21 protein-coding genes are annotated in these 20,660 nt (G+C 66.7%); 10 read left to right on the forward strand and 11 right to left on the reverse strand.

The window, feature by feature from the left end:
• Positions 1-94 precede the first annotated feature (94 nt).
• The 6 genes from P5W99_RS23350 to P5W99_RS23375 form a co-directional block, all read right to left on the reverse strand.
• Positions 95-1,120 carry an SDR family oxidoreductase gene (locus P5W99_RS23350; protein WP_434663180.1) on the reverse strand — a complete coding sequence of 342 codons (1,026 nt, stop codon included), beginning with the start codon at positions 1,118-1,120 and terminating at the stop codon, positions 95-97.
• A 218-nt stretch (positions 1,121-1,338) separates the two neighbouring features.
• The gene (locus tag P5W99_RS23355) at positions 1,339-5,424 is read right to left on the reverse strand and encodes a CheR family methyltransferase (protein ID WP_421025754.1); all 4,086 of its coding nucleotides are present in this window, start codon (positions 5,422-5,424) and stop codon (positions 1,339-1,341) included.
• Positions 5,425-5,612: 188 nt separating this feature from the next.
• Positions 5,613-6,182: a chemotaxis protein CheB gene (locus tag P5W99_RS23360; RefSeq protein ID WP_421025755.1), complete on the reverse strand. Its 570-nt coding sequence runs from the start codon at positions 6,180-6,182 to the stop codon at positions 5,613-5,615.
• Positions 6,183-6,317: 135 nt separating this feature from the next.
• Positions 6,318-6,599 (reverse strand): hypothetical protein, encoded by a 282-nt coding sequence (locus P5W99_RS23365; RefSeq protein WP_421025756.1) that lies wholly within the window; start codon positions 6,597-6,599, stop codon positions 6,318-6,320.
• On the reverse strand, positions 6,583-7,029 hold the full coding sequence (locus tag P5W99_RS23370) for a DUF3564 family protein (protein WP_421025757.1): 447 nt from the start codon (positions 7,027-7,029) through the stop codon (positions 6,583-6,585). The genes P5W99_RS23365 and P5W99_RS23370 overlap by 17 nt, the downstream gene beginning before the upstream one ends.
• Positions 7,030-7,270: 241 nt before the next feature.
• Entirely contained in the window at positions 7,271-8,227 is a 957-nt protein-coding gene (locus tag P5W99_RS23375; protein ID WP_434663185.1) for a hypothetical protein, read from the reverse strand.
• Positions 8,228-8,491: 264 nt separating this feature from the next.
• Between P5W99_RS23375 and P5W99_RS23380 the strand changes: the two genes are divergently transcribed.
• From P5W99_RS23380 to P5W99_RS23395, 4 genes are all read left to right on the forward strand, one after another.
• Positions 8,492-8,854 carry a hypothetical protein gene (locus P5W99_RS23380; RefSeq protein ID WP_421025758.1) on the forward strand — a complete coding sequence of 121 codons (363 nt, stop codon included), beginning with the start codon at positions 8,492-8,494 and terminating at the stop codon, positions 8,852-8,854.
• 201 nt (positions 8,855-9,055) lie between these two features.
• Complete coding sequence (locus tag P5W99_RS23385) at positions 9,056-9,310, forward strand: hypothetical protein (RefSeq protein ID WP_421025759.1); 255 nt, start codon at positions 9,056-9,058, stop codon at positions 9,308-9,310.
• 76 nt (positions 9,311-9,386) lie between these two features.
• Positions 9,387-11,435 carry an ATP-binding protein gene (locus tag P5W99_RS23390; RefSeq protein ID WP_434663190.1) on the forward strand — a complete coding sequence of 683 codons (2,049 nt, stop codon included), beginning with the start codon at positions 9,387-9,389 and terminating at the stop codon, positions 11,433-11,435.
• A 102-nt stretch (positions 11,436-11,537) separates the two neighbouring features.
• Positions 11,538-11,963 (forward strand): hypothetical protein, encoded by a 426-nt coding sequence (locus P5W99_RS23395; protein ID WP_421025761.1) that lies wholly within the window; start codon positions 11,538-11,540, stop codon positions 11,961-11,963.
• A 30-nt stretch (positions 11,964-11,993) separates the two neighbouring features.
• Here P5W99_RS23395 and P5W99_RS23400 read toward each other — a convergent pair whose 3' ends face one another.
• Both P5W99_RS23400 and P5W99_RS23405 read right to left on the reverse strand, forming a co-directional pair.
• Positions 11,994-12,686 carry a helix-turn-helix domain-containing protein gene (locus P5W99_RS23400; protein WP_434663193.1) on the reverse strand — a complete coding sequence of 231 codons (693 nt, stop codon included), beginning with the start codon at positions 12,684-12,686 and terminating at the stop codon, positions 11,994-11,996.
• A gap of 145 nt (positions 12,687-12,831) precedes the next feature.
• The gene (locus P5W99_RS23405; protein ID WP_421025763.1) at positions 12,832-13,053 is read right to left on the reverse strand and encodes a dodecin family protein; all 222 of its coding nucleotides are present in this window, start codon (positions 13,051-13,053) and stop codon (positions 12,832-12,834) included.
• 175 nt (positions 13,054-13,228) lie between these two features.
• Between P5W99_RS23405 and P5W99_RS23410 the strand changes: the two genes are divergently transcribed.
• Positions 13,229-14,212: a glycosyltransferase family 2 protein gene (locus P5W99_RS23410; protein ID WP_434663196.1), complete on the forward strand. Its 984-nt coding sequence runs from the start codon at positions 13,229-13,231 to the stop codon at positions 14,210-14,212.
• On the opposite strand, the gene P5W99_RS23415 is transcribed toward P5W99_RS23410, so the two are convergent.
• From P5W99_RS23415 to P5W99_RS23425, 3 genes are all read right to left on the reverse strand, one after another.
• A complete protein-coding gene (locus P5W99_RS23415; protein ID WP_421025765.1) occupies positions 14,209-14,952 on the reverse strand; it encodes a PIG-L family deacetylase in 744 nt (247 codons plus the stop codon). The genes P5W99_RS23410 and P5W99_RS23415 overlap by 4 nt on opposite strands.
• 186 nt (positions 14,953-15,138) lie before the next feature.
• Entirely contained in the window at positions 15,139-15,570 is a 432-nt protein-coding gene (locus tag P5W99_RS23420) for a CBS domain-containing protein (protein WP_421025766.1), read from the reverse strand.
• A gap of 69 nt (positions 15,571-15,639) precedes the next feature.
• The gene (locus P5W99_RS23425; protein ID WP_421025767.1) at positions 15,640-16,125 is read right to left on the reverse strand and encodes a GNAT family N-acetyltransferase; all 486 of its coding nucleotides are present in this window, start codon (positions 16,123-16,125) and stop codon (positions 15,640-15,642) included.
• Between the two features lie 190 nt (positions 16,126-16,315).
• Between P5W99_RS23425 and P5W99_RS23430 the strand changes: the two genes are divergently transcribed.
• The 5 genes from P5W99_RS23430 to P5W99_RS23450 all read left to right on the forward strand — a co-directional run bounded on the left by P5W99_RS23430 (position 16,316) and on the right by P5W99_RS23450 (position 20,448).
• Complete coding sequence (locus P5W99_RS23430) at positions 16,316-16,828, forward strand: PRC-barrel domain-containing protein (RefSeq protein WP_421025768.1); 513 nt, start codon at positions 16,316-16,318, stop codon at positions 16,826-16,828.
• Between the two features lie 47 nt (positions 16,829-16,875).
• Complete coding sequence (locus tag P5W99_RS23435; protein ID WP_421025769.1) at positions 16,876-17,808, forward strand: hypothetical protein; 933 nt, start codon at positions 16,876-16,878, stop codon at positions 17,806-17,808.
• The gene (locus tag P5W99_RS23440) at positions 17,805-18,548 is read left to right on the forward strand and encodes a gluconate 2-dehydrogenase subunit 3 family protein (RefSeq protein ID WP_421025770.1); all 744 of its coding nucleotides are present in this window, start codon (positions 17,805-17,807) and stop codon (positions 18,546-18,548) included. Before P5W99_RS23435 ends, P5W99_RS23440 begins: the two co-directional genes overlap by 4 nt.
• The gene (locus P5W99_RS23445; RefSeq protein WP_421025771.1) at positions 18,538-20,199 is read left to right on the forward strand and encodes a GMC family oxidoreductase; all 1,662 of its coding nucleotides are present in this window, start codon (positions 18,538-18,540) and stop codon (positions 20,197-20,199) included. The genes P5W99_RS23440 and P5W99_RS23445 overlap by 11 nt, the downstream gene beginning before the upstream one ends.
• A gap of 96 nt (positions 20,200-20,295) precedes the next feature.
• Positions 20,296-20,448, forward strand: a complete 153-nt coding sequence (locus P5W99_RS23450; protein ID WP_167556472.1) for a DUF6496 domain-containing protein — start codon at positions 20,296-20,298, stop codon at positions 20,446-20,448.
• The last annotated feature ends 212 nt before the right edge of the window (positions 20,449-20,660 follow it).

Below are 20,660 nucleotides of genomic sequence, written 5' to 3' on the forward strand. Positions count from 1 at the left end.
ACGCGTAATCGCTACAAACCGCGCCCGATCCGAAATGCGGGTCCCGTTCGTTCAGGGGACCCGACCGGGAGCCCTTGCGAGGGCCGCGCGCGCGTCACGACCGCAGCCTTCCATTGCGCCGCGCACCCCACAGAGCCATGCCGAAAAGACCGAGCAGGCCGAGCGCCACGCCGCCCTTGAAAGCCTGCGCGTGGCGCTCGGTAAAAAGCGGCGCGCCCGCGCTGCGCGCTTCGTCGTCGAAGCGGCCGTGCGCGCCGAAGTCGCCCGGCACCGGCGCGTAGAGATTATCGGGCGCATCGCTCGCGCGCGGCTCGTCGGTCAGTTGCCCGCGATAGCCTGCGCTCGCCAGATAGCGGTCGACCAGGCCGGGTGCCAGCAGATCCGCCGCAATCGCGCGCGCCGTGGACCAGCCGAGCCACAGCGTGCGCCGCCGGTGCTCGGCCGCAAAGCGGATCGCGCGCGCCGCGATTTCGGGCTGATAGACCGGCGCAACAGGCCGCGCGCGCTTGCCCGTGCGATTGGCTGCCCAGTCGAATTGCGGCGTGTTGATGGCGGGCAGATCGACGAGCGAGAGATGCACGTCGAGGCCGTCGTGCAGGATTTCGGAGCGCAGGGAGTCGGTGAAGCCGCGCACCGCGAACTTCGCGCCGCAGTAGGGGGCCTGCAGCGGCACCGAGCGCGACGCGAGCGCGGACCCCACGTTGACGATCGCGCCGCCACGGTGTCTGCGCATGCGCGAGAGCGCCGCCATGGTCCCGTAGACCTGGCCGAGATACGTGACCTGGGTGGCCCGCTCCACGTCGCGCGCGCTCAGCGCCGAGACCGGCGCAAATACCGTTGCCATCGCAACGTTCACCCAGACGCCGATCGCGCCAAGCTCGTTCTCCACGCGCGACGCCGTGGCCTCGACCGCCTGTGCATCGGCCACATCGGTCGGGATTGCGAGCACTCGCACACCGTAGCCGCGCAATTGCGCGGCGGCGCGCGCGAGGCGGTCGGGTTCGCGCGAGAGCATCGCCACGTCGTAGCCCGCACGCGCGAATTCGTCGGCGACGGCGCGGCCCACGCCGGCGCCGGCTCCCGTGACCACGACAATCCTGTTTTGCGTTCGCGTCGTCATGACATGGCACTCCTGCAGTGGGATGCAGGGTTTTCGCAATGCTCATGCCATGTCCGACCCGCCGCGCGCTTCCCGCGGCATCCCGTGCAAAACGGTTTGCAGCAAAGGCCATTCCCCGGCGACCGGGGGGACGCCCTCACGCCGTCATGCGGCCTGCGATTCGACGCAGGCCGCAAGACGATTCAGCGCCGGAGTCAGCCGCGCAGTCAGCCGCGCAGTCAGCCCCGCCGCAAGCGGGCCACGACCGCCAGCAGATCGTCGAGCAGCACGGGCTTTTTCAGGTGGGCGTTGAAGCCGGCATGCTCGGCCTGGCGGATTTCCTCCTCGTGGCCATAGCCGCTCAGCGCAATGCAGATCACCGATTTCATTGCCGGCTCCCGGCGCAGCTTTTCGATGAACTCGACGCCATCCATGCCCGGCATGCCCAGGTCGGACAGCACGACATCGGGCGCGCGCCCATCGAGCATCTCCAGCGCCTGCGCGCCGCTGGTGGCCGTTTGCACCGTCGCGCCCTCGCCTTCGAGCAGGAGCCTGAACGTTTCGACGGTGGTCGGATCGTCGTCCACCATCAGGATGCGCAACCCGTGCAGCGATTCGGCGGCCACGTCGCTGTCGGCCTGCGCCTGCTCCAGGGCCCGATGCGTGGGCAGCGTCACCGTAAAGGTCGTGCCGCGTCCGACGCCTTCCGACTCCGCACGCACCGCGCCGCCGTGCAGCGTCACGAGATCCCTCACCAGCGCGAGCCCAATGCCGAGGCCCGCGCGGCGCATGGTCGAGTCGCGGCTTTGCTGATACATCTCGAAGATGTGCGGCAACAGCGCGGGCTCGATCCCGCTGCCCGTATCGGCTACCTTCAACACGGCTTCCGCATGCTCGTTGACCTGCAGCGAAACGTTCACGGCGCCGCGCTTCGTAAACTTCAGCGCGTTGCTGATCAGGTTCCAGACGATCTGCTCCACTCGCGTGAGGTCGGCGTGAACGATCACGGGCGCCTCGCTCATCGTGACGTTGAGCGCAATGCTGCGCTCCTGCGCTTCCTCGCGCACGGCGTTGCACACCCGCTGCACGATCTCGCGCATGTCCACGGCCGTGCGCACCACCGAGAGCTTGCCGGTGCGCACGCGCGAGATGTCGAGCAGGTCGTCGATGATCTGCGCCTGGCCGATCACGGTGCGCCGGATCGTATCGGTGGCGCGCGAGAGATTGAGGTTGCGCCGCGTCTCGGGCGCGCGCGCGATCAGTTCCGCGCTGGCCGAAATCAGATTGAGCGGATGCTTGAGCTCGTGCGACACCACGGCGAGAAACTCGTCGCGGCGGCGCTGGGCATCGCGCTCGCCCGCCTCGCGCGCCGCTTCGATGCGTGCGCCGTGGGCCTTCGAGGTGGTCGAGCTGAATTCGCTCAGGTCGCGCGCGATCTTCGCGAAACCGCTGACGCCGGGCGCGTCCAGACGCGAAAGCACGCCGCTCGCAAAGAAGCGGCTGCCGTCCTTGCGCACGTGCCAGCGCTCCTCCTCGGTGCGGCCATTCAGGCGCGCCTCGGCGAATTCGCGCTGCGCGACGTTATTGGTGCGGTCCTCCTCGGTCGAGAGCAGATCGGCGGAGTGGCCGATCATCTCCGCCTCGGTGTAGCCGAAAATGCGCTCCGCGCCTGCGTTCCAGCTCGTGACGAGGCCATCGTCGTCGAACGTGATAATCGCGTAATCGCGCGTTCCCTCGGCCACGATGCGCATGCGCCGCTCGCCTTCGCGCAGCCGGTCCTCGGCCTGGCGGCGGTCCGTGATGTCGATGAACGAAAGCACCGCGCCGTCGATGCGGTCCTCGGTCGTGCGGTACGGCACGAAGCGCGCGAGATACCAGCGGCCGTCGTTGCTTTTCAGCTCCCGCTCGATGAGGCGCAGCGAGTCGAACGCCTCGGCTGCGTCGTCGGCGAGCTTGTCGTATTCGAGCCGATGCGTGATGTCGAGCAGCGAGCGTCCGATATCGGACGGAATGATGCTGAATACATCGGTGGCGCGCGGCGTATAGCGCTTGATGCAAATATTGCGGTCTACGAAGATCGTGCCGATATCGTTGGCAGCGATCAGGTTCTGCAAGTCGTCGTTGATCTTGCCGGTTTCCTCGACCTTCGACTTGAGCTCCGCGTTAACGGTGGTCAGCTCCTCGTTGATCGATTGCAGCTCTTCCTTGCTGGTTTCGAGCTCCTCGGTGGCCGAGCGCAGTTCCTCGTTGATCGCCTGAAGCTCCTCGTTCGACGCCTTCAATTCCTCGGTCGAGGTTTCCGACTGCTCGATGGTCGATTGCAGCTGCTCCTTGGTGCGCTGCAGCTCGCGCTCGAGCTGGCTGATGATCGGGTCCTTCTGGGAGTCGCCCGGCGCGGATTCCGACCCGCTCATGCTGTCTTCCACTTCGTCGAACAGCACGAGCACGAAGTCGGCGTTGGCTTCGGGATCGTGCACGGGACGCGTCGTCATGTTGACGATATACGAACGGCCGTCGCGGTCGATGCGCACGCGCCGCGCCTCCACGCTGCGGTTCGTGTGCAAGGCCTGGTAGATTGCCGTGCGCAGCTCCACGCGCAGCTCGGGACGCACCGCGGCGATGAGGTTATGCGAGGGCTCGCCGCCGGAATACTGCAGGAAGCGCCCGGCGCGATCGGACAGATGCACGATTTCCGACTCGCGGCTCACCAGCACGCTGGGCGGCGCGTGCTGTTCGACGAGGCGCTGATGCAGATCGCCGAACGAGAAGCGCCGGCGGCCGGGCGGCTGCACCGTCATCACGACGGGCCGCGCATTGAGCGGCCCGGAAAGCGAGACCGGAACCGGCGTGTCGCCGCGCACCGCCATGTTCGCGCGGTAGATGCGGTTGCGCTTGTCCACGACGCTGAACATCGAGCTGACGCTATCCGCGGACTCGGAGCTGCCGAGAAAAAGAATGCCGCCCGGACGCAGAGCGAAATGAAACATCTTGAGAACCTCGACCTGCGCTTCGCGGTCGAGATAGATCAGCAGGTTGCGGCAGCAGATCAGGTCGAGGCGCGAGAACGGCGGGTCGCTCAGCACGTTGTGATGCGCGAACAGCATGTGCTCGCGCAATTCCTTCTTGATGCGATAGTGCGTGCCGTCTTTCGAAAAGAACTGGCGCAACCGGCCAGGGGTGAGATCGTTCACGATGGCATCGGGATAGAGGCCGGTGCGCGCGAGGGTGATCGCCCGCTCGTCGATGTCGGTGGCGAAAATCTGGAAGGAGGCGCCCTCGGGCACCTTGGCCGCGCGCTCCTGCAGCAGCATCGCCAGCGAATAAGCCTCTTCGCCGGTCGCGCAGCCGACTGACCACACCCGAATGCGGTCCTCCTCGCTGCGCCCTTCGAAGATCGCCGGCAGCACATCGCGCTCGAGCACATCGAACGCTTCCTTGTCGCGGAAGAAGTTCGTCACGCTGATCAGCATGTCCTGCAGCAGCGCCTGGGTTTCTTCCGGATGCAGGTGGAGGTAGTCGCGGTACGACTGAAGGTCGGTGATGCCGTTCACCTGCATGCGGCGCTCGATCCGGCGCATGATGGTCGCGCGCTTGTAATGCCGGAAATCGTGCGCCGTGCGCGTGCGCAGGATCACCATGATCTCGCGCAACGCACGCTCGGCGGTTTCGTTGGCGAGATCCTCGCCGCGCTCGTCGGGTTCGAGATTCGGCAGGTGAATCTCTTTCGCGGTCAGCCACAGGTCCATCAGCCGTTGCGGCATCTCCGCCGCGGTGAGCACGAAATCCACCATGCCGGTGGCAATCGCACTGCGCGGCATGCTGTCGTATTCCGCTTCGGCGGGGTCCTGCGCGAACGTGATGCCGCCCATCTCCTTGATTCGCGCAAGGCCCGCCGCCCCGTCCGAGCCCGCGCCGGACAGCACGATGCCGATCGCGCGCTCGCGGTGCGCCTCCGCCAGCGTGCGGAAGAACACGTCGATGGCGGCCCTGCGCCCCTGGTCCGGCCTGGTCGGCTCGACCCGCAAATAATCGTCGACCATCGTGAGCTCGAACGACGGCGCAATCACGTAAACATGATCGGGCTCGATGGACGTGGGCTGGGTCACCGCCAGCACGGGCATGGCGGTCGCCTTCTGCAACAGCTCCGGCAGATCGCTGACATGGTCGCGCGCCAGGTGGACCACGACCACGAATACCATCGAGGAATGGGCAGGCAAGGCTTCGAAAAACTCCAGAAGCGCATTCAACCCGCCAGCCGATGCACCGATACCAACGACCGGATGCCTCGCCTGCCCAGGTAGATTGGGCCCGCGCTTTTTCGCCATAGCTGGCTCGTCCTTTGAAAGATAACGTGCCTGCCGCTGCACGGGCGCAGGCACCATAGACCGCCATTATCCCTCCAGCCATGGCCGATGAGACAGCGAAAGTACTTCCGGTTGATTGCGGGTTGCGGGTTGCGGGTTGATTGCGCCCGCGCGGCGCGCCCTGGGCGAGCTGCGGGCCCGCGGGCACATCACACCACGCGCATCCCGCGCGTAAGCGCCACGAGCCTGCCCGCGAGCTGCGCGACCGGCAGGACGTAGTCCGCATAAGGCTCCGCGCGCATGGGCATTTCGCAGGCGAACGCTTCGGCCGGGTCCTGGACGATCGTGACCCCGCCACAAGCGTGAACGGCGGCCAGACCCGCCACGCCGTCCCTCAGGAAACCCGTCAGGATCACGCCGACCACCCGCCCGCCCATCTCCGCAGCCGCGCTCTCGAAAAGCGGGTCGATGGCGGGACGCGCGAAGTTGCGCTTGGGGCCTGCGTCGAGCCGCACATGCCCGTCTTCCACCAGCATGTGCCGGTCGGGCGGCGCCACATAGATTCTGCCGTGCACGAAGGTTTCGCCGTCGCTTGCATGCACGGCGCGCAACGGGCCGGCACCTTCGAGCAGCGAGGGCAAGATGCTTCCGTGCGCGCCCACGTGCTGCACGATCGCGATGGCGGCGCACAGGTCGGCTGGAAGCTGCGATACCAGAGTGCGCAGAACGTCGACGCCGCCCGTCGACGCACCAATCGCTATGAAGTCACGGCAAGTCAAGTTCGCTCCATGAGGGCAAGCGTATTAGTGCGCATTTGCCGTGCCCGATGGAGATTTTTCTTCGTCTTTGCGCCGTGGCGCTTTGCCCCCTGCTTCGCCTTTCTTCGTCCCTTCTTTGCCCCCTCTTTGCGCAGCTCAGAAGTGCGCCAGCGCCGTATAGATCGCCACGAGACCAGCAAACATCACGACGGACGGCATCAGCCCGGAAATCATGCTCTGCCGCGTGCGGCAGACCGCATCCCACAGGCTCAAGGCACCGCCGCCAAGCCCGAGCACGCCCACGAGAAGACCCCCGAAGCGATACTGCGCCCACGCGCCCGGGGCCACGCAGAAGTACCAGGCCAGCGCGCCGAAGGCCGCCGCCAGCAGCACGATCGAGCCTGTCAACAATCGCAGATCGCTACCCGGAAGGTTCATCGTCGTTCCCCAGCTTCCCGGCGGGCCCGGTCCGCGCGCCGCTCAGTGGCCGCCACGCGCGCAGCGCCTGATGGCCAGCAAACAGCGAATCCTCTGCATTGATCGGCCCGCGCTCCACGGCCTGCAAACGCCAGCAGCCCAGCATCTTCGTCTGCGCCGGGTCGGATGGCCACGTTGCCCGCCCCTGCGCGGCGCTGATCTCCTGCCTGCGCGTCACGTTGAGCCCCCGAATCTCGCACAGGGGCCGTTCACCCTCGGGAGCGCAGAGCGCCAGCTCGCCATCGATTTCCCGAATCTCGCCCCACGCCGGCAGCTTCACGCCTTCGTGCGATTCACGCGACCAGCGCTTTTGCTCCATGTCGAGCCATAGCACGGCAAAGTCGTGATTGATGGTCGGGTCCGAACCGTTGATCAGAATAGTCAGCCGCATGAACGACTCCTGCGAACGCATTGGGAAAGGAACGGGAGAAAAGCGGGAAAAGTAGTGCGAAAAAAGCGCGAAAAAGCGCGAAAAAGGGGGATCGCCGCAAGCCCCTCGGGGCGGTGCTGAGCCTGCAAAATGGTTCTTCGCGCCGCCCTCGGCAAAGCAATTCAGTATATGAGGACGCTTCGATCCACGGCATGTCCGTAACGGATGCATACCGGACACCCTTCGGCGCCGGTTTCATCCGTTACTGCCCCGTCTGTTGGCGCTGGTATTCCGCCTGTTTCATCTGCATATACTGCGATCGATCGATTTCGTGAAGCTGCCGCGGATATTGCTCGCTGGCGCTGAACCAGCGGCTCAGGCGTTGCATGAGCCGCGCGCCGGACGCGCCTGGCGGCTCGCCGAGCCAGGCGTCGATGGCCAGGTAGTAACGCATCGTGTTGCGCTCCACGAGCCCGCGCACTCCGTCGACGTACTCGGGTTGTGCCGCGGAGGGCGCCGCGATGTTGGTGAAACCGACCTTGCCGCTGCCGAAAGTCGCCAGATAGCCTTTCATGGCAAGGCGCCCGAGTGTGCCGTAGCTATATGCGTAGGTCAGGTGGAGGAAGGTGCGATCGCTGCCGAGCGAGACCGCTTCCAGAACGATCTGATAATCCCGGGTGTTCAGGGGTCCGCTGTCGGCGTGGAGTCCTACGCGGAAGTATCCCGGGCCCATGACGGCCGCGTCGTAGCCGAATTGCAGACGATAAGTGGAGGCCAGCTCTTCGGCGGCTTCCTTCTGGCTGACGTTGACGGTCAGCATGTTGCCGCTGCCATCGGCGGAGACGCGGCAGTATTTGATATTGGGATGCAGGATCAACACGTCGCACCAGTTCGCCGGGCTTTTCGCCGGATCGTTCAGGGCCTCGTCGACGGTCGCGAACGGGTAGTCCATTACGGCGTAGATTTCTCCGGTGACCGTGGAGGGCGATTCCCGGGAGTCGAGATACAGCCTGCGATGAAACGCGTTATGGTCGAGTTGGGGTTTCAGGCTCTGGTAGGTGGCGCGCAAGCGGGCAGCATCTTCGGTTGCCGGGGCCAACGGCCCTGCGCATGCGAGGCGGCATGCCGCGAGAACGATCAATGCGCATATCGTCCTCCAACCATCGACAAATCCTCCATGGCGATTCGCTGCCTTGCCGGGCTTCAGTTCGGTTGCCATTGCGGTTCCCCCCGTTGGTCAACGTCGCTTGATGTCTATCGGTTTGCGTGCCCGCTGCTCGAGATGACCTCGCGCGCAGTCGCCAGCTTCGGCCAAGAACGCCTCGCCCTCTTGAAGATGGCACGCTTGCCCGCGTTCCTGCGCAGGTCCGAAATGGCCACGTTACGGACACGCAGCCAGTGTGTACTTTTTTCAGCGAAGGGACGACGATAAGTACTTCAACGCACCTATAAAAATAGCCTGCTTTGCATGACCGAGACAAACATGCCGAACCCACCGCTGCTGCAGTTCACGGCGGGCGGACGCCAGGCGGCGCATCGGCATTCGCCTGAAAAAAATAGTCGTTTGGGGAAAGCCATGCATTCGCACGATGAAACGATGCTCGAACTGGTGCACATCCGCACCATGGTGCTGCGTCTGGAGCAGCTCATTCAGCATGAGAATATCGGCCGGCACACAACGGCCGTGACATCGCCAGACTATTGGCGCGGCCGCGTGAATGCCATCGCTTGCGGTGCGCCGCAATTGCAGCCGCAGACCGGCGCGCTGCTCGAACGGCTCGACGCGATCGATGCCGCACTCGCGAACCGCTGCGCAGGCAAGCATCAAGCGGGCTTGCAACCATAAAGGGTTCACAAAGACGCATCGGCCGCAAGGGCGGGAACGTCAGTATCGACAGCGGCGCGAGCAACGCATTCGCCCGTAACGCGTGATATACGAACATCGGCATGGACTGCCATTCGGCGTTCCCTGGCCTATGCTTCAATAGGGTTTTTTCCGGCTGAAGACTCGCAGGAAGGGGACATCAACGTGCTCATGCAAAGGCTTATGATCCGCGCCACTCAAGGCAGGCTCCAGGTGATTCCGGTCTGGCAATGCCTCTCCAGGCATGGCGCAAGAGTTTGCCGCTGGAGTGTGCGCGTCGAGCGCAACACGGGTGTGGAATCGATGACTGTCGACATTGCCATTGCCGGGCCACAATGCACGGCCAATATCATCGCAACGCTGGGCGAGGCGCCGTTGAATCTGTCGGTGACCCCGCTTCCTTCCGCGGTGGTCCCCGATCCCCGGGCTCTGGCTTGAAGCTGCGTTCGCAGCAACCGGTTCATTCCTGTTATCCGCCTCGCGATCCGCAGGCGCTAAACGACGATGAACGACAATGAACGATGCTCAGGAGACGAATGCCCGTGTCGCGGCATACCTTTGCGCGCGCCGGCGGCAACTGACACGGCACTGGCTGCGCGACGTACGCAAACGGATCCGCCTCAAGCCGGTCAGCCATGAAGCGGTCACCGGCCTGATCGATCAGTTGCCGGCGCTGTTCGACGAGCTGTGCGCGATGCTGGAGCAAAGCGGATCCCCGCGGGCGAGCGCGCTGCGCGCGGCAAACGACGCCCGTCGGCATGCACAGGAACGCTGGCAACAGGGGTTCGCGCTCGATGAGCTGTACGCCGAGCTCGACGTGTTGCAGCGATGCGTTCAGGCGAGCGTCCGGAAATATTTCCTCAGCGCCCCTTCGCGCCAGCATCAACCGGCCACGCACGCAACGATCGAGGCCTTTTTCAGCGACGCGATCCGCACGGGCATCACACAGTTTCAGTCCCAGGCGGATCGCCGTGTCAACGAGGCAATCGGCGAGCGTGACCGCGCCCTGGCCGGGCAGCACCGCAGCGAGGAACGACTGCGCATCGCGACCGAAGCCGCCGGCCTCGGCATCTTCGAATGGGACCCCGAGACGGATAGCGCCGTCTGGGAGAACGAGCGGATGTACGAGATCACCGGCCAGCCCCCGGAATGCGGGCCGCTCAGCGCCCGCCAGTTCACCGGGCTCCTTGCCAGACCGGAGGATTCGGCACGGCTGGACGAGGCGCTGGATGCGGCATTCGCCGGCCATCACGAGATGCACGCCACGTTTGAAATCCGCCGGCTGAAGACGCAGGAGCGCCGCCATGTGGAAATCTGCGCCCGCTGCCTGCTCGATGCGACGGGGACGCGGCAAGTCGTGGCCGGAACCCTGGCCGACATCACCGACCGTGTGCAGGCGGAAGACAAGCTCAAACAGGCGGACCGCCGCAAGGACGTGTTTCTCGCGACGCTGGCGCACGAGTTGCGCAATCCGCTCGCCCCCATCCTGAACGCGGCGAGCTTTCTCCGGCGCCGCGATATTTCGGCGCCGCAGCTGCGGTGGCTGCAGGGCGTCGTCGAGCGACAGGCAAAACACCTTGCCAGCCTGATCGACGATTTGCTCGATCTTTCGCGCATTTCGGCGGGAAAGATCCGCTTGCGCCGCGAAGTGTTCGACATCAGGATCGCCATCGAGCGCGCGATCGAAATCAACGCCCCGGCAGCGGCCCGGCACGGCCATCGGCTGGAGGTCGACGGCATTGCGCACGGCCACCCGGTGTTCGTGCGCGGCGATCCCACGCGCCTCACGCAGGTGCTGGCAAATCTGCTCGACAACGCCACGAAATACACGGCCGACGGCGGCCATATCCGGCTGAGCCTCGACGAGACGGACAAAGAAGTGCACGTGTGCGTGGAGGACAACGGCATCGGGATGGAGCCGCACAGCATCGCTTCGATGTTCGAATTGTTCGAGCAGGCCGCCGAAGACAGCACGAAGGGAAAATCCGGGCTGGGCATTGGCCTGTCGGTAGCCCGGTCGCTGGTGACGATGCATGGCGGCACCATCCACGCAACCAGCGAAGGCCGCGGCCAGGGCAGCCGCTTCGTGATCACGCTGCCGGTCTGCCACGCGCCCGCCCGCATCGCGGTGCCAGCGCCGCCTGCCGGCAACGGGTCCGCCGCGCGCCGCCTTCGCGTCCTGATCGTGGACGACAACGACGACGCATCGAGCTCCCTGGCCGCCGTGCTGGAACATCACGACGTGCATACCGCAAGCTGCGGCGAACAGGCCCTGGCGATGGCGGACAGGCTCAGGCCGCAGGTCATCATCCTCGACCTCGGCCTGCCGGACGTGAGCGGTTACGAAGTGGCCGAGCGGATTTCAGGCCGCAAGGCGGGCGTCAACGGGAACCGCCGCCCCGTGCTCGTGGCGCTGACGGGATACGGCCTCCCCGACGATGTCGAGCGCTCGCGGCAGGCGGGTTTCGATCATCACATCGTCAAGCCGGCGCGTCCAGAGGAAATCGCCATGCTGCTGGAGGAGATTGGCAGAGCCGTGCCCCAGGCGGCGCCGGAACAGTAAGCATCCCCCTTCCGCATGGGCACATCGCATGCGCGCGATGAGCCGTGACGGCGTGGCCTCGCGCCCTTCCGTCTCCCCGCCGCCGCATTGACTCAGAGGCCGATGATGATGGAAACCGCTCATTCTCCATACTCTCGGCACGCCCTGCGCATTCAAAGCGCCACCGCGTGGACCGCGCTCTTCGCCGTGCCGCTCATCTGGATGGTGCACCTCGTCGTGTGCCTGGAGCTTTTGTCGACGGCATGCGCAGGCGGCGTCACCCAGAGCGGCGAACTTCCGTGGGACGAAGTCGAGCACTTCATCGACTTCGTTTCCGCGGTGGCGTTCGCCGTGTGCCTGGCGCTCGCGATTGCCACGGGACGCGCCTGGCGGCGTCTCGCCTCGCAGGCGAACAGCAAGTCCCAGTCCGCGTGCTTTGTTGCGTGGTGCAGCGCGACCGCAGCCGTCGTCTTCACGGGCGCGCTGGCATTCACCGCCTGTGTGCTGATCGCCGCGCCTTTCGACAGTCTCTGTGCGCCGTTCCAATAAACGCCGTGCCCCCTGGTTCGACGGCGGCCATCAGACGCTGCTTTTCTCCGCTGTGTCGGGCGCCGCCGTTGACGCGCGGATGCGCATGATGGTTTGACGCGAGGTTCCCAAACGACGCGCGATCTCGCTTATCGACGTGCCTTTCGCGAGCAAGTCCATAACCTCCTCCCGGTCTTGCGGCGAAAGCGAGCCGGGGCGGCCCGTGGAGCGTCCGCTCTCTTGCGCGAGCTTCAGGCTCGTGCTGCTGCGCTCGCTGCGGGTTCGCGCTTCCAGCCGAACGACCGCCTCGAGCATCTTGATCGCGTGAGATTCCGGATGGCCAGCCAGATCCAGCTTGCCGAACTCAATGCAGCGCACGGCAATCTTTTCCTTGTGGCATTTTTGCAGCGTCGCAAGCACGTCTCTGGCGCCGCTTCCCAGACACGCCAGGTCCAGCACGACCAGTTCGTCGCCGGGCACCGCGCGCCGCAACAAGCCGTTGAGCACCGTGCGCTGCTCCGTGCCGACGAACGGACCCACGTGCTCGACCGCTACACGGCTGAGCGCGACGGTGTAGCCGGCCTTGTCGAGGCGGATCAGTTCCTGCTCGGGGAAATGGCGGTCGCTCGGGCCGTTGATGTAGAAGTAAGTTTGCGGCAATTGACTCTCCGATACGGCGCTCGCGGCAAGGCGCGGGCCCTGCCGCAAGCGGGCCTCGACCGCCAGCCGGTTGTCGAGCAGCACGGGCTTTTTCATGTGGACGTCAGGCCGGTATTCTCGGCCTGCTGGATTTCCGCTTCGTGACTCGACAGCCGGCGCATGCATGCGCATTGCGCATTTATCGTACCCGCCCCTCACCGTGAGCTGGAGGGGCGCCCGCGCGATCTTCTCAGTGCTCGTATTTGAACGACACGGACACCCGGGTCCGATATTCCACGACCTTGCCGTTGTCGATTTTGAGGTCGAGCTTACATACCTCGGCAATTCGCAAGTGACGCAGCGAATCGGCTGCGGCTTCCACCGCATTCTTTGCAGCCTCCTCCCACGAATTCGGACTCGTTCCGATGATTTCCGTGACTCTGTAGACACTGGGATCCGTGCTGGTGGTCATGAACTTTCTCCGTGTTGAAATGGGCGACGGTCCAGGTAGCGCATCGCGTGTGCCTCGCGAAAGCGTCAGCTCGAGCCGCGCCGGCTTGCACGCGCTGCTGCAGGGCTCCAGGTGCCGCGGGAATGACGGTTGCACGAGAAAGCCGGCTCATGCCGGCGAACCCGTGGAGGCCAAGGTGCAGCACAGATTCTTCAATCCCTTGATCAGCGTGGTGGTGCTCACCCGCAACCGGCGCGCGGAGGCCGTGCGCACGGTGACTGCCCTGCTGCGTCTGCCGGAGCGGCCCGAGGTCATCGTGGTCGACAACGGCTCGACCGACGGCACGCCGCAACTGCTTGCCCATGTCTGCCCCGGCTTGCGGGTGCTGCGCTGCGGAGCCAATCTGGGCGCCGCCGGGCGCAATGTGGGCGCCGTGCAGGTGCGCACGCGCTACGTCGCGTTCAGCGACGACGACACCGAATGGCAGCCCGGCGCCCTCGCCGATGCGGTCGAGTTGCTCGAACGGCATCCACGCATCGGCACGCTGTGCGCGCGCGTGGTGGTCGGCGAGGCGCGAACGCTCGACCCCACCTGCGAGCGCATGGCCGCGAGCCCGCTCGCGGCCGCCGACCATCCGCTGCGCCGTCTGACCGGATTCATGGCGGGCGCCGCGGTGTTTCGCACCGCCGTCTTTCGCGAACTGGGCGGCTATGAGCCGCAGCTTTTCATCGGCGGAGAAGAAGCGCTGCTCTCGCTCGACGTGCTGCAGGCCGGCTACGACATCGCCTACGCGCCTTCGCTCGAAGTGCATCACCGCCCTTCGCCGGTGCGCGACAGCGCATTGCGCCGGCGCGTGCTGGCGCGCAACGCCGCGCTCGTCGCGTGGCTGCGGCTGCCGCGCCGCGAGGCCATGGCCGCGACGTGGCGCGCGCTGGCGAGCGCCTGCAAGGAAGCCCGCCCGAGCGACGATCTGCGCGCGCTCGTGCGCGGCATTCGCTGGGCCGCGCGCCGGCGACGCCCCGTCGCCGCACGCGTGCTGCGCCTGCGCGAGGCCGTGTGCGACGCGGAGCGCAGGCACGCCGCGCCGCGGCCGTCGCTGTTGTCGCTGTTGTCGCTGTTGTCGCTGTTGTCGCTGTTGTCGCGGCCGTCAGCGTCGTCATGCGATCTGGAGCAGAACTAGATGCGAGGCGCGACACGCCAGTAGCGCTCCGCCCGCGCCGCGTCGGGCGGATAGCGGCGGAACGCGCGCAACTGGCTCGCGTAAGCGAGGACGGCGCGCCGCTTGAGCGCCGCAATCCATCGTCCGGGCGACGCGCCCAGCGCGTGCGGGCGCCATGGGCTGGCGCACAGCCGCGCCGCTTCAATGCGCGCCAGCCCCTCGTCGAGCACGCCCGGGATGGCGCGGTAGATGGCGTCCTCGTAAGCGATGCATTCGGCCATGCGCCGCGTGCGCAGCAGCAGCCGGCACGCCGCGCCCACGCATTCGTGATCGCTATGCCAGAGCCCGAGCGGGAACACGGGCAGATAGCGTCCGTGCAGGCCAACCTGCTCGAACGCTTCGGCCAACGCCGCGGCGATCGCTTCGGGCCGCGCCGCCGCGCCGTACTGCGCGTCCGGGAATCTCAGCCACAGTGGCTTCGCGCCGCAATGAGCGAGCGCGCATTCGTCTTCGCGGCAGCGCACGCGCATGGCTTCGTGCGAATCGCGAAAGCCGCTTGCTTCGTCCCATGGCGTGCATCTCGCAATGGCCGGTTCGCCCGCGAACACGGTGCAGACCACCGAGCCGCCAAACCTCGCGAGCAGGCTGCCGCAGCCGAGCACTGCATCGTCGAGATGCGGCGAGACCACGAAGAGACGCGGCATGCCGCGCGGCGCGGGCAGCGTTCCATCGCGGGCACAGAGGGGCGGCGGGTGCGGCATGGGGGTCCTCAGCCAGCAAGGCAGTATGCCCGCTGCGTGCAAGCGTCAGGCCCATGCGCATGACGCATGACGCACCATGCACCGATGCGGCAGCGCCGGCGCGGCCCGCGTAGCGGGCGGCCGGCGCCGCCACATGCCGTTTCATGGCTTACGCGTAGCTTCTACAACCCCGCCGATGCGTCGCGCTTACCCCCGGCGATCGGGCTGCGAAGGCGAGGACACCGCGCGCAGCACCGACGAGCGGTCGCCCTCCGCCCAGGTTGCGAGGTCGCCAAGCGACACGATGCCGATCAGTTGCCGGTTGCGGTCGAGGACCGGCAAGCGCCGGATCTGGCGGCTGACCATCTTCTGCTCGGCGACGCTCACGTCGTCGTCGCCGTAGCACCATTCGACGGTGTCGCTGAGCGCCTCCAGCACCGGCGACTCGGGTCCCGCACCCGCCGATACGCCGCGCACGACGATGTCGCGATCGGTCAGCATGCCTACGAGACGCGTGCCGTCGCATATCGGCAGCACACCCACGTTGAGGCGATCCATGATTTGCGCCGCTTCTTGCAGCGAGGCTTCGGGTGGTAGCACGTCGGCTTCACGTGTCATGACTTCTGCGATCGTGGTCATGATGGCTCCTTCTTCGGTTGGAGGTAATCGGCCTGCGCAAACGAAGCCGCATCGGCTATGCCGAAGCTTTCAGGAGCACTGTGCCGGCGCGAGCGTCTTGCCAAGGCAGCGAACGCCAGCCGCGCCGATGTATTCACCGAACGGCTCGATGGTTTCGTAGCCATGCCGCTGATAGAAAGCCACCGCACGGCGATTCGCTGCGCGCGTTTCGAGGATGACGCGCCGGTAGCCCATCGAAACGGCCACGTCTTCGAGAAACTGCAGTATCGCGGCGCCCGTGCCCGGACATTGCGGGCGCCGGTAAATGCGCTTGAATTCCGCGATCTCGAACGAATAGCGCCGCAAGGCGCCGCAGCCGATTGCATGGCCGTCGATCGTGCGCGCCACCGCAAAGGCGCTGCGCGAACGCTGCACGTCCTCGATGCTGAATCGGGACTGCGCGCCATCCGCGCTATAGAGCGCGAGCATGGCGCTCAGCTCGTCGAGCATCGCGCGCGCGTCCAGCGTGCAAGGGTTTTCTTCGCGCACCACGGCAACAAGTGACAGGTCGCTCATACCCGGTGCCCTCCTTTTCATATCGTCAAACCGTGGGCACGCAAGGATGGTGCCGCGCCCGCGCGCGCCCTTCCGGGCCCGCCGGTTGCGAAACCCCGGTTGTCACATCCGTTACGTCCGGCGGCCCGCCGATGCCTGGGCGGCCGCCGAGCGGATTCCTGCACCCTTGCGTCCATTTGAGGAGCACATCATGGTTTTGAATCCCGCTTCGAATCCCGACTCCCGGCAAACCGGCGCGCGCATCGTCGGCGAGGGCAACGAAACCGCGGCCGGCCCCGGCCCCTATGTCATGGCGGCGAATACCCTGGAGGGCGACCGCGTATTTAGTTCGGATAACCAGGAGATCGGCAAGATCAAGGAGATCATGCTGGAAGTCGCCAGCGGACGCGTCGCCTATGCCGTCATGTCGAGCGGTGGGTTCCTCGGCATCGGCGACAAGCTGCTCGCGCTGCCTTGGTCCGCGCTCACGCTCGATGCCACCAACAAGCGCTTCTTGCTGAACGTCAGCGCGGAACGGGTCAAGCTCGCGCCGGGTTTCGACAAGGATCACTGGCCCGCCATGGCCGATCTCGAGTGGAGCACGAGCGTGCACGAGTACTACGGCACGCCCGGGTACTGGGAAAACGGCCTGCTCGCGAAGCGCGGCGAAGACGTGCCGCCCGAATCGCCGGGGCCGATCGGAGGCGACGGCCGCGAACTCTGACTTCGGCGGCCATCGCCGGACAGGTGACAGGCCAGGGAGATCACGTCATGACACAAGCGGCTCGCCTCGCCACCGGGATCGTCAGCGTGGCGGCAGGCACGGCGCTCGCGCTCTGGTCCACGCGCGACCTGCGCCATGCGCAGCACGCGGGCGCGTCCGGCAAGCACGTGGCCGCCGCGCGCGCGTTCAGCCACGGCGCTGCGCTGCTCGCGCTGTCGACCCTCGCCGATAGCGCGATGGAACACTATCGCGGCGGCTTCGAGAATCGCGCGATGTATCTCGCGCCGAGCGTCGCGCTCTGCTCGCTCGCGGCGGCGCTGCACGGCGGCTCGGACCCGCGCGCCGGCTCGCAGCGCCTGCGCCACGCCATCCAGATCGGCAGCGCGGCCACCGGCGCGGCGGGCACCGCGTTCCATCTCTACAACGTGACCAAGCGTCCTGGCGCACTGAGCTGGCACAACCTCTTTTACGCCGCGCCGCTGGGCGCGCCTTTCGCACTGCTGCTCTCCGGCGTGCTGGGCGCCGTCGCCGAGCCCTTGCGAGACCAGCCGGAGCACGACCCGCGGCTGTTCGGCGTGCCCGCGGGCAAGGCGCTCGCGCTGGTGGCCGGCGTGGGTCTCATCGGCACGGCAGCCGAGGCAGCGTTGCTGCATTTTCGCGGCGCATACCAGCATCCGGCGATGTACGCGCCCGTCACGATCGCCCCCGTGGGCGGCGCGCTGCTGCTGCACGCCGCCCTCGCGCCGCCGAGGCACGCCGCGCGGGCCAGCGCGTTCGCGCGCGCGTGGCTGCGCATCACGGCGGCGCTCGGCTTCGCGGGTGCGGGCTTTCACGCGCAAGGCGTGGCGCGCGCCCAGGGCGGCTGGCGCAACTGGTCGCAGAACCTTTTCGCCGGCCCGCCGCTGCCCGCGCCGCCGTCGTTCAGCGCGCTGGCGCTCGCCGGGCTCGCCGCGCTGCGCATGAGGGAGACAGAACGATGAGCCGAACCACGCGCTACCCCGGTTACGACGTGCTCGCCAAGCGCGACACGCCATCGTGGGATGCGCCTACGCGCGCCGTGATCGACGCGCGTCTGGCGACGCCTCGCGCGCCGCGCTATCTCGACGCCGCGCGCTGGCAAACGCTGCTGGCGCTGTGTGCGTGCATCATCCCGCAGGACGGCGAAGGAGGCGGCGAAGGATGCCGCGAAGGAGGCGAACCGCACGAGGGCATGGCGCCGGCCGTGCCGATCGCCGCGCTGCTCGACGGCAAACTGCTTGCGGATCGCCGTGACGGCTTTCGCGACGCGCGCCTGCCGCCGTTGCGCGAGGCGTGGGACACGGGACTCGCCGCGCTCGACGCCGAAAGCGAAGCCGCGTTGGGCGAACCCTTTCACCGCCTCGGCAGCGCCGACCGCCTTGCGCTGATCACCCACATGCAGCACGGCGAACTGCGTTGCGCAGCGTGGCATGGCATGCCTTGCGGCGTGTTCTTCGCCAAGCGCGTGCTGCACGATCTGAGCGCCGCGTACTGGTCGCATCCGGCGGCCTGGAGCGAACTCGGCTTCGGCGGGCCGGCGAATCCGCGCGGCTACGTGCGTCTCTATTTCAATCGGCGCGACCCGTGGGAGGCCGTCGAACTGCACGAGGCCGAACAGGACGACACAGCCGGCAACGCCGACGAGGCCAGCAAGGCCCCTGCACGCGCGGCCGTGCTCCGGGAGAACCAGCGTGTGCGCTGACGTGCGCACTGTCGCTGACGCGCGCGCAGCGCCGCGCGGCAGGCACGGCCGGGCGCCGGATGTGTTCCGGCGCGGCGGCTGGCTGCCGATGCGCGAGTACGCGCCCGACGACATGGTGGATTTCGCGATCGTCGGCACCGGCGCGGGCGGGGCCACGCTCGCATGCAGGCTTGCCGAGGCCGGCTTTCGCGTCGTGGCATTCGACGCGGGCGCGTGGTGGCGTCCGCTCGAGGAGTTCGCCTCCGACGAAACCGATCAGACCAAGCTCTACTGGACCGACGAGCGCATCTGCGACGGCGAGAATCCGCTGCAGCTCGGCAGCAACAACAGCGGCAAGGCGGTGGGCGGCAGCACGGTGCACTTCGCGATGGTGTCGCTGCGCTTTCGGCCCGAGTGGTTCCAGGCGCGCACGCGGCTCGGCTACGGCGCCGACTGGCCGCTCGACTGGCGCGAGATGTGGCGCTACTACACCGAAGTCGAGCGGGCGCTGGGCATCGCGGGGCCGGTGCGCTATCCGTGGGGCCCGAAACGGCCGCGCTACCCGTACCGCGCGCACGAAATCAATGCGGCGGGCCTCGTGCTCGCGCGCGGCTGCGAGGCGCTCGGGATTGGCTGGTCGCCCACCCCGCTCGCCACGCTCTCCGCGCCGCGCGGCGACGCGCACCAGTGCGTCTACCGCGGCTTTTGCGTCACGGGCTGCTCGACCAACGCAAAACAAAGCGCGCTGGTCACCTGGATTCCGCGCGCCGTGCGCGCGGGCGCCGAGATCCGCGACCTCGCGATGGTGGGCCGCATCGAAACCAACGCGCAGGGTCGTGCGAGCGGCGTGCATTTTCATCGCGAAGGACGCTGGCAGTTCCAGCGCGCGCGCAATGTGGTGGTGGCCGGCTACGCCATCGAAACGCCGCGCCTGTTGCTGCTCTCCGCGAATGCGCGCTATCCCGACGGACTCGCGAACAGCACCGGGCTCGTCGGCAAGAACCTGATGGTGCAGACCAACCAGGCCGCCTGGGGCACGATGGACGAAGAGATCCGCTGGTACAAGGGGCCGCCCTCGCTCGCGCTGACCGAGCACTGGAATTACGAGGACAAGGGCAAGGATTTTCACGGCGGCTACTGCTACATGAGCCAGGGGCCGCTGCCGCTCGTGTGGGCGGCGACGCAAACGAGCCGTGGCCTGTGGGGCGACGCGCTGATGGACGAGATGCGCCGCTACAACCATCAGGCCGGGCTGAAGATGGTGGGCGAAACGATGCCGCAGGAACGCAACCGCGTCACGCTCGCCGACGAGAAAGATGCACTCGGCCTGCCCATCGCGCGCGTGACGTGGTCGATGTGCGAGAACGACCGGCGTCTCGTGTGCCATGCGCTCGACCACATGAGCCGCGCGCTCGACGCGGCGGGCGCGCACGACATCTGGACTCAGGACGACGACACCTGCCACCTGAACGGCACCGCGCGCATGGGCAGCGACGCCCGCACGAGCGTCGTGAACGCCGATTGCCGGAGTTGGGACATTCCGAATCTGTGGATCTGCGATGGGTCCGTGTTTCCTACCGTGGGCGGCGTGAATCCGTCGCTCACGATTCAGGCGGTGGCCTGCCGCACGGCCGATCGCATCGGTGTGCTGGCGGCGCGCGGAGAGTTGTGAGCAATGGGCGGTGCCCCGCGAACCGCGATGCGAGGCACGCAGGCACACAGGCACGCCTCATGCCTCAATACAGGTGTTTCTCACAGGAGGACCATCATGCCACTTAGCAAGGGAAAAACCCGCGAAGCCATCTCGAAGAACGTCAAGACGGAAATGAAGCACGGCAAATCGCAGAAGCAGGCGGTGGCCATCGCCTTGAATCAGGCCCGCAAATCGGGCGCCAAGATTCCGAAGAAGCATTCGAAATAGCGTCGCGCGGTCCACATCAGCATTGCGCGAAGAGGAGCGGCGGCTGAGAACGCGGTCCGGCAGGTGATGATCCGGGCAACGGGCCGCCGATCCTCTACAACGCAACGAAATTTCAATGCCTCACGGAGAACTTGCAACGCTTACCTGGCATGCTCACCTGGCATGCTCACCTGGCATGCTTGCCTGGCACACCTGGCTGGCATGCTTGCCTG

It is taken from the genome of Paraburkholderia sp. A3BS-1L, assembly GCF_051125215.1.
In the GTDB taxonomy this organism is placed as follows: domain Bacteria; phylum Pseudomonadota; class Gammaproteobacteria; order Burkholderiales; family Burkholderiaceae; genus Paraburkholderia.

Excerpts from the sequence above, each read along its gene's own strand:
- P5W99_RS23350 (WP_434663180.1), bottom strand. The coding sequence starts at position 1,120 with ATGACGACGCGAACGCAAAACAGGATTGTCGTGGTCACGGGAGCCGGC.
- P5W99_RS23355 (WP_421025754.1), bottom strand. The coding sequence starts at position 5,424 with ATGGCGAAAAAGCGCGGGCCCAATCTACCTGGGCAGGCGAGGCATCCG.
- P5W99_RS23365 (WP_421025756.1), bottom strand. The coding sequence starts at position 6,599 with ATGAACCTTCCGGGTAGCGATCTGCGATTGTTGACAGGCTCGATCGTG.
- P5W99_RS23370 (WP_421025757.1), bottom strand. The coding sequence starts at position 7,029 with ATGCGGCTGACTATTCTGATCAACGGTTCGGACCCGACCATCAATCAC.
- P5W99_RS23375 (WP_434663185.1), bottom strand. The coding sequence starts at position 8,227 with ATGGCAACCGAACTGAAGCCCGGCAAGGCAGCGAATCGCCATGGAGGA.
- P5W99_RS23380 (WP_421025758.1), top strand. The coding sequence starts at position 8,492 with ATGCCGAACCCACCGCTGCTGCAGTTCACGGCGGGCGGACGCCAGGCG.
- P5W99_RS23385 (WP_421025759.1), top strand. The coding sequence starts at position 9,056 with ATGATCCGCGCCACTCAAGGCAGGCTCCAGGTGATTCCGGTCTGGCAA.
- P5W99_RS23390 (WP_434663190.1), top strand. The coding sequence starts at position 9,387 with ATGAACGATGCTCAGGAGACGAATGCCCGTGTCGCGGCATACCTTTGC.
- P5W99_RS23395 (WP_421025761.1), top strand. The coding sequence starts at position 11,538 with ATGATGATGGAAACCGCTCATTCTCCATACTCTCGGCACGCCCTGCGC.
- P5W99_RS23405 (WP_421025763.1), bottom strand. The coding sequence starts at position 13,053 with ATGACCACCAGCACGGATCCCAGTGTCTACAGAGTCACGGAAATCATC.
- P5W99_RS23415 (WP_421025765.1), bottom strand. The coding sequence starts at position 14,952 with ATGCCGCACCCGCCGCCCCTCTGTGCCCGCGATGGAACGCTGCCCGCG.
- P5W99_RS23420 (WP_421025766.1), bottom strand. The coding sequence starts at position 15,570 with ATGACCACGATCGCAGAAGTCATGACACGTGAAGCCGACGTGCTACCA.
- P5W99_RS23425 (WP_421025767.1), bottom strand. The coding sequence starts at position 16,125 with ATGAGCGACCTGTCACTTGTTGCCGTGGTGCGCGAAGAAAACCCTTGC.
- P5W99_RS23430 (WP_421025768.1), top strand. The coding sequence starts at position 16,316 with ATGGTTTTGAATCCCGCTTCGAATCCCGACTCCCGGCAAACCGGCGCG.
- P5W99_RS23435 (WP_421025769.1), top strand. The coding sequence starts at position 16,876 with ATGACACAAGCGGCTCGCCTCGCCACCGGGATCGTCAGCGTGGCGGCA.
- P5W99_RS23440 (WP_421025770.1), top strand. The coding sequence starts at position 17,805 with ATGAGCCGAACCACGCGCTACCCCGGTTACGACGTGCTCGCCAAGCGC.
- P5W99_RS23450 (WP_167556472.1), top strand. The coding sequence starts at position 20,296 with ATGCCACTTAGCAAGGGAAAAACCCGCGAAGCCATCTCGAAGAACGTC.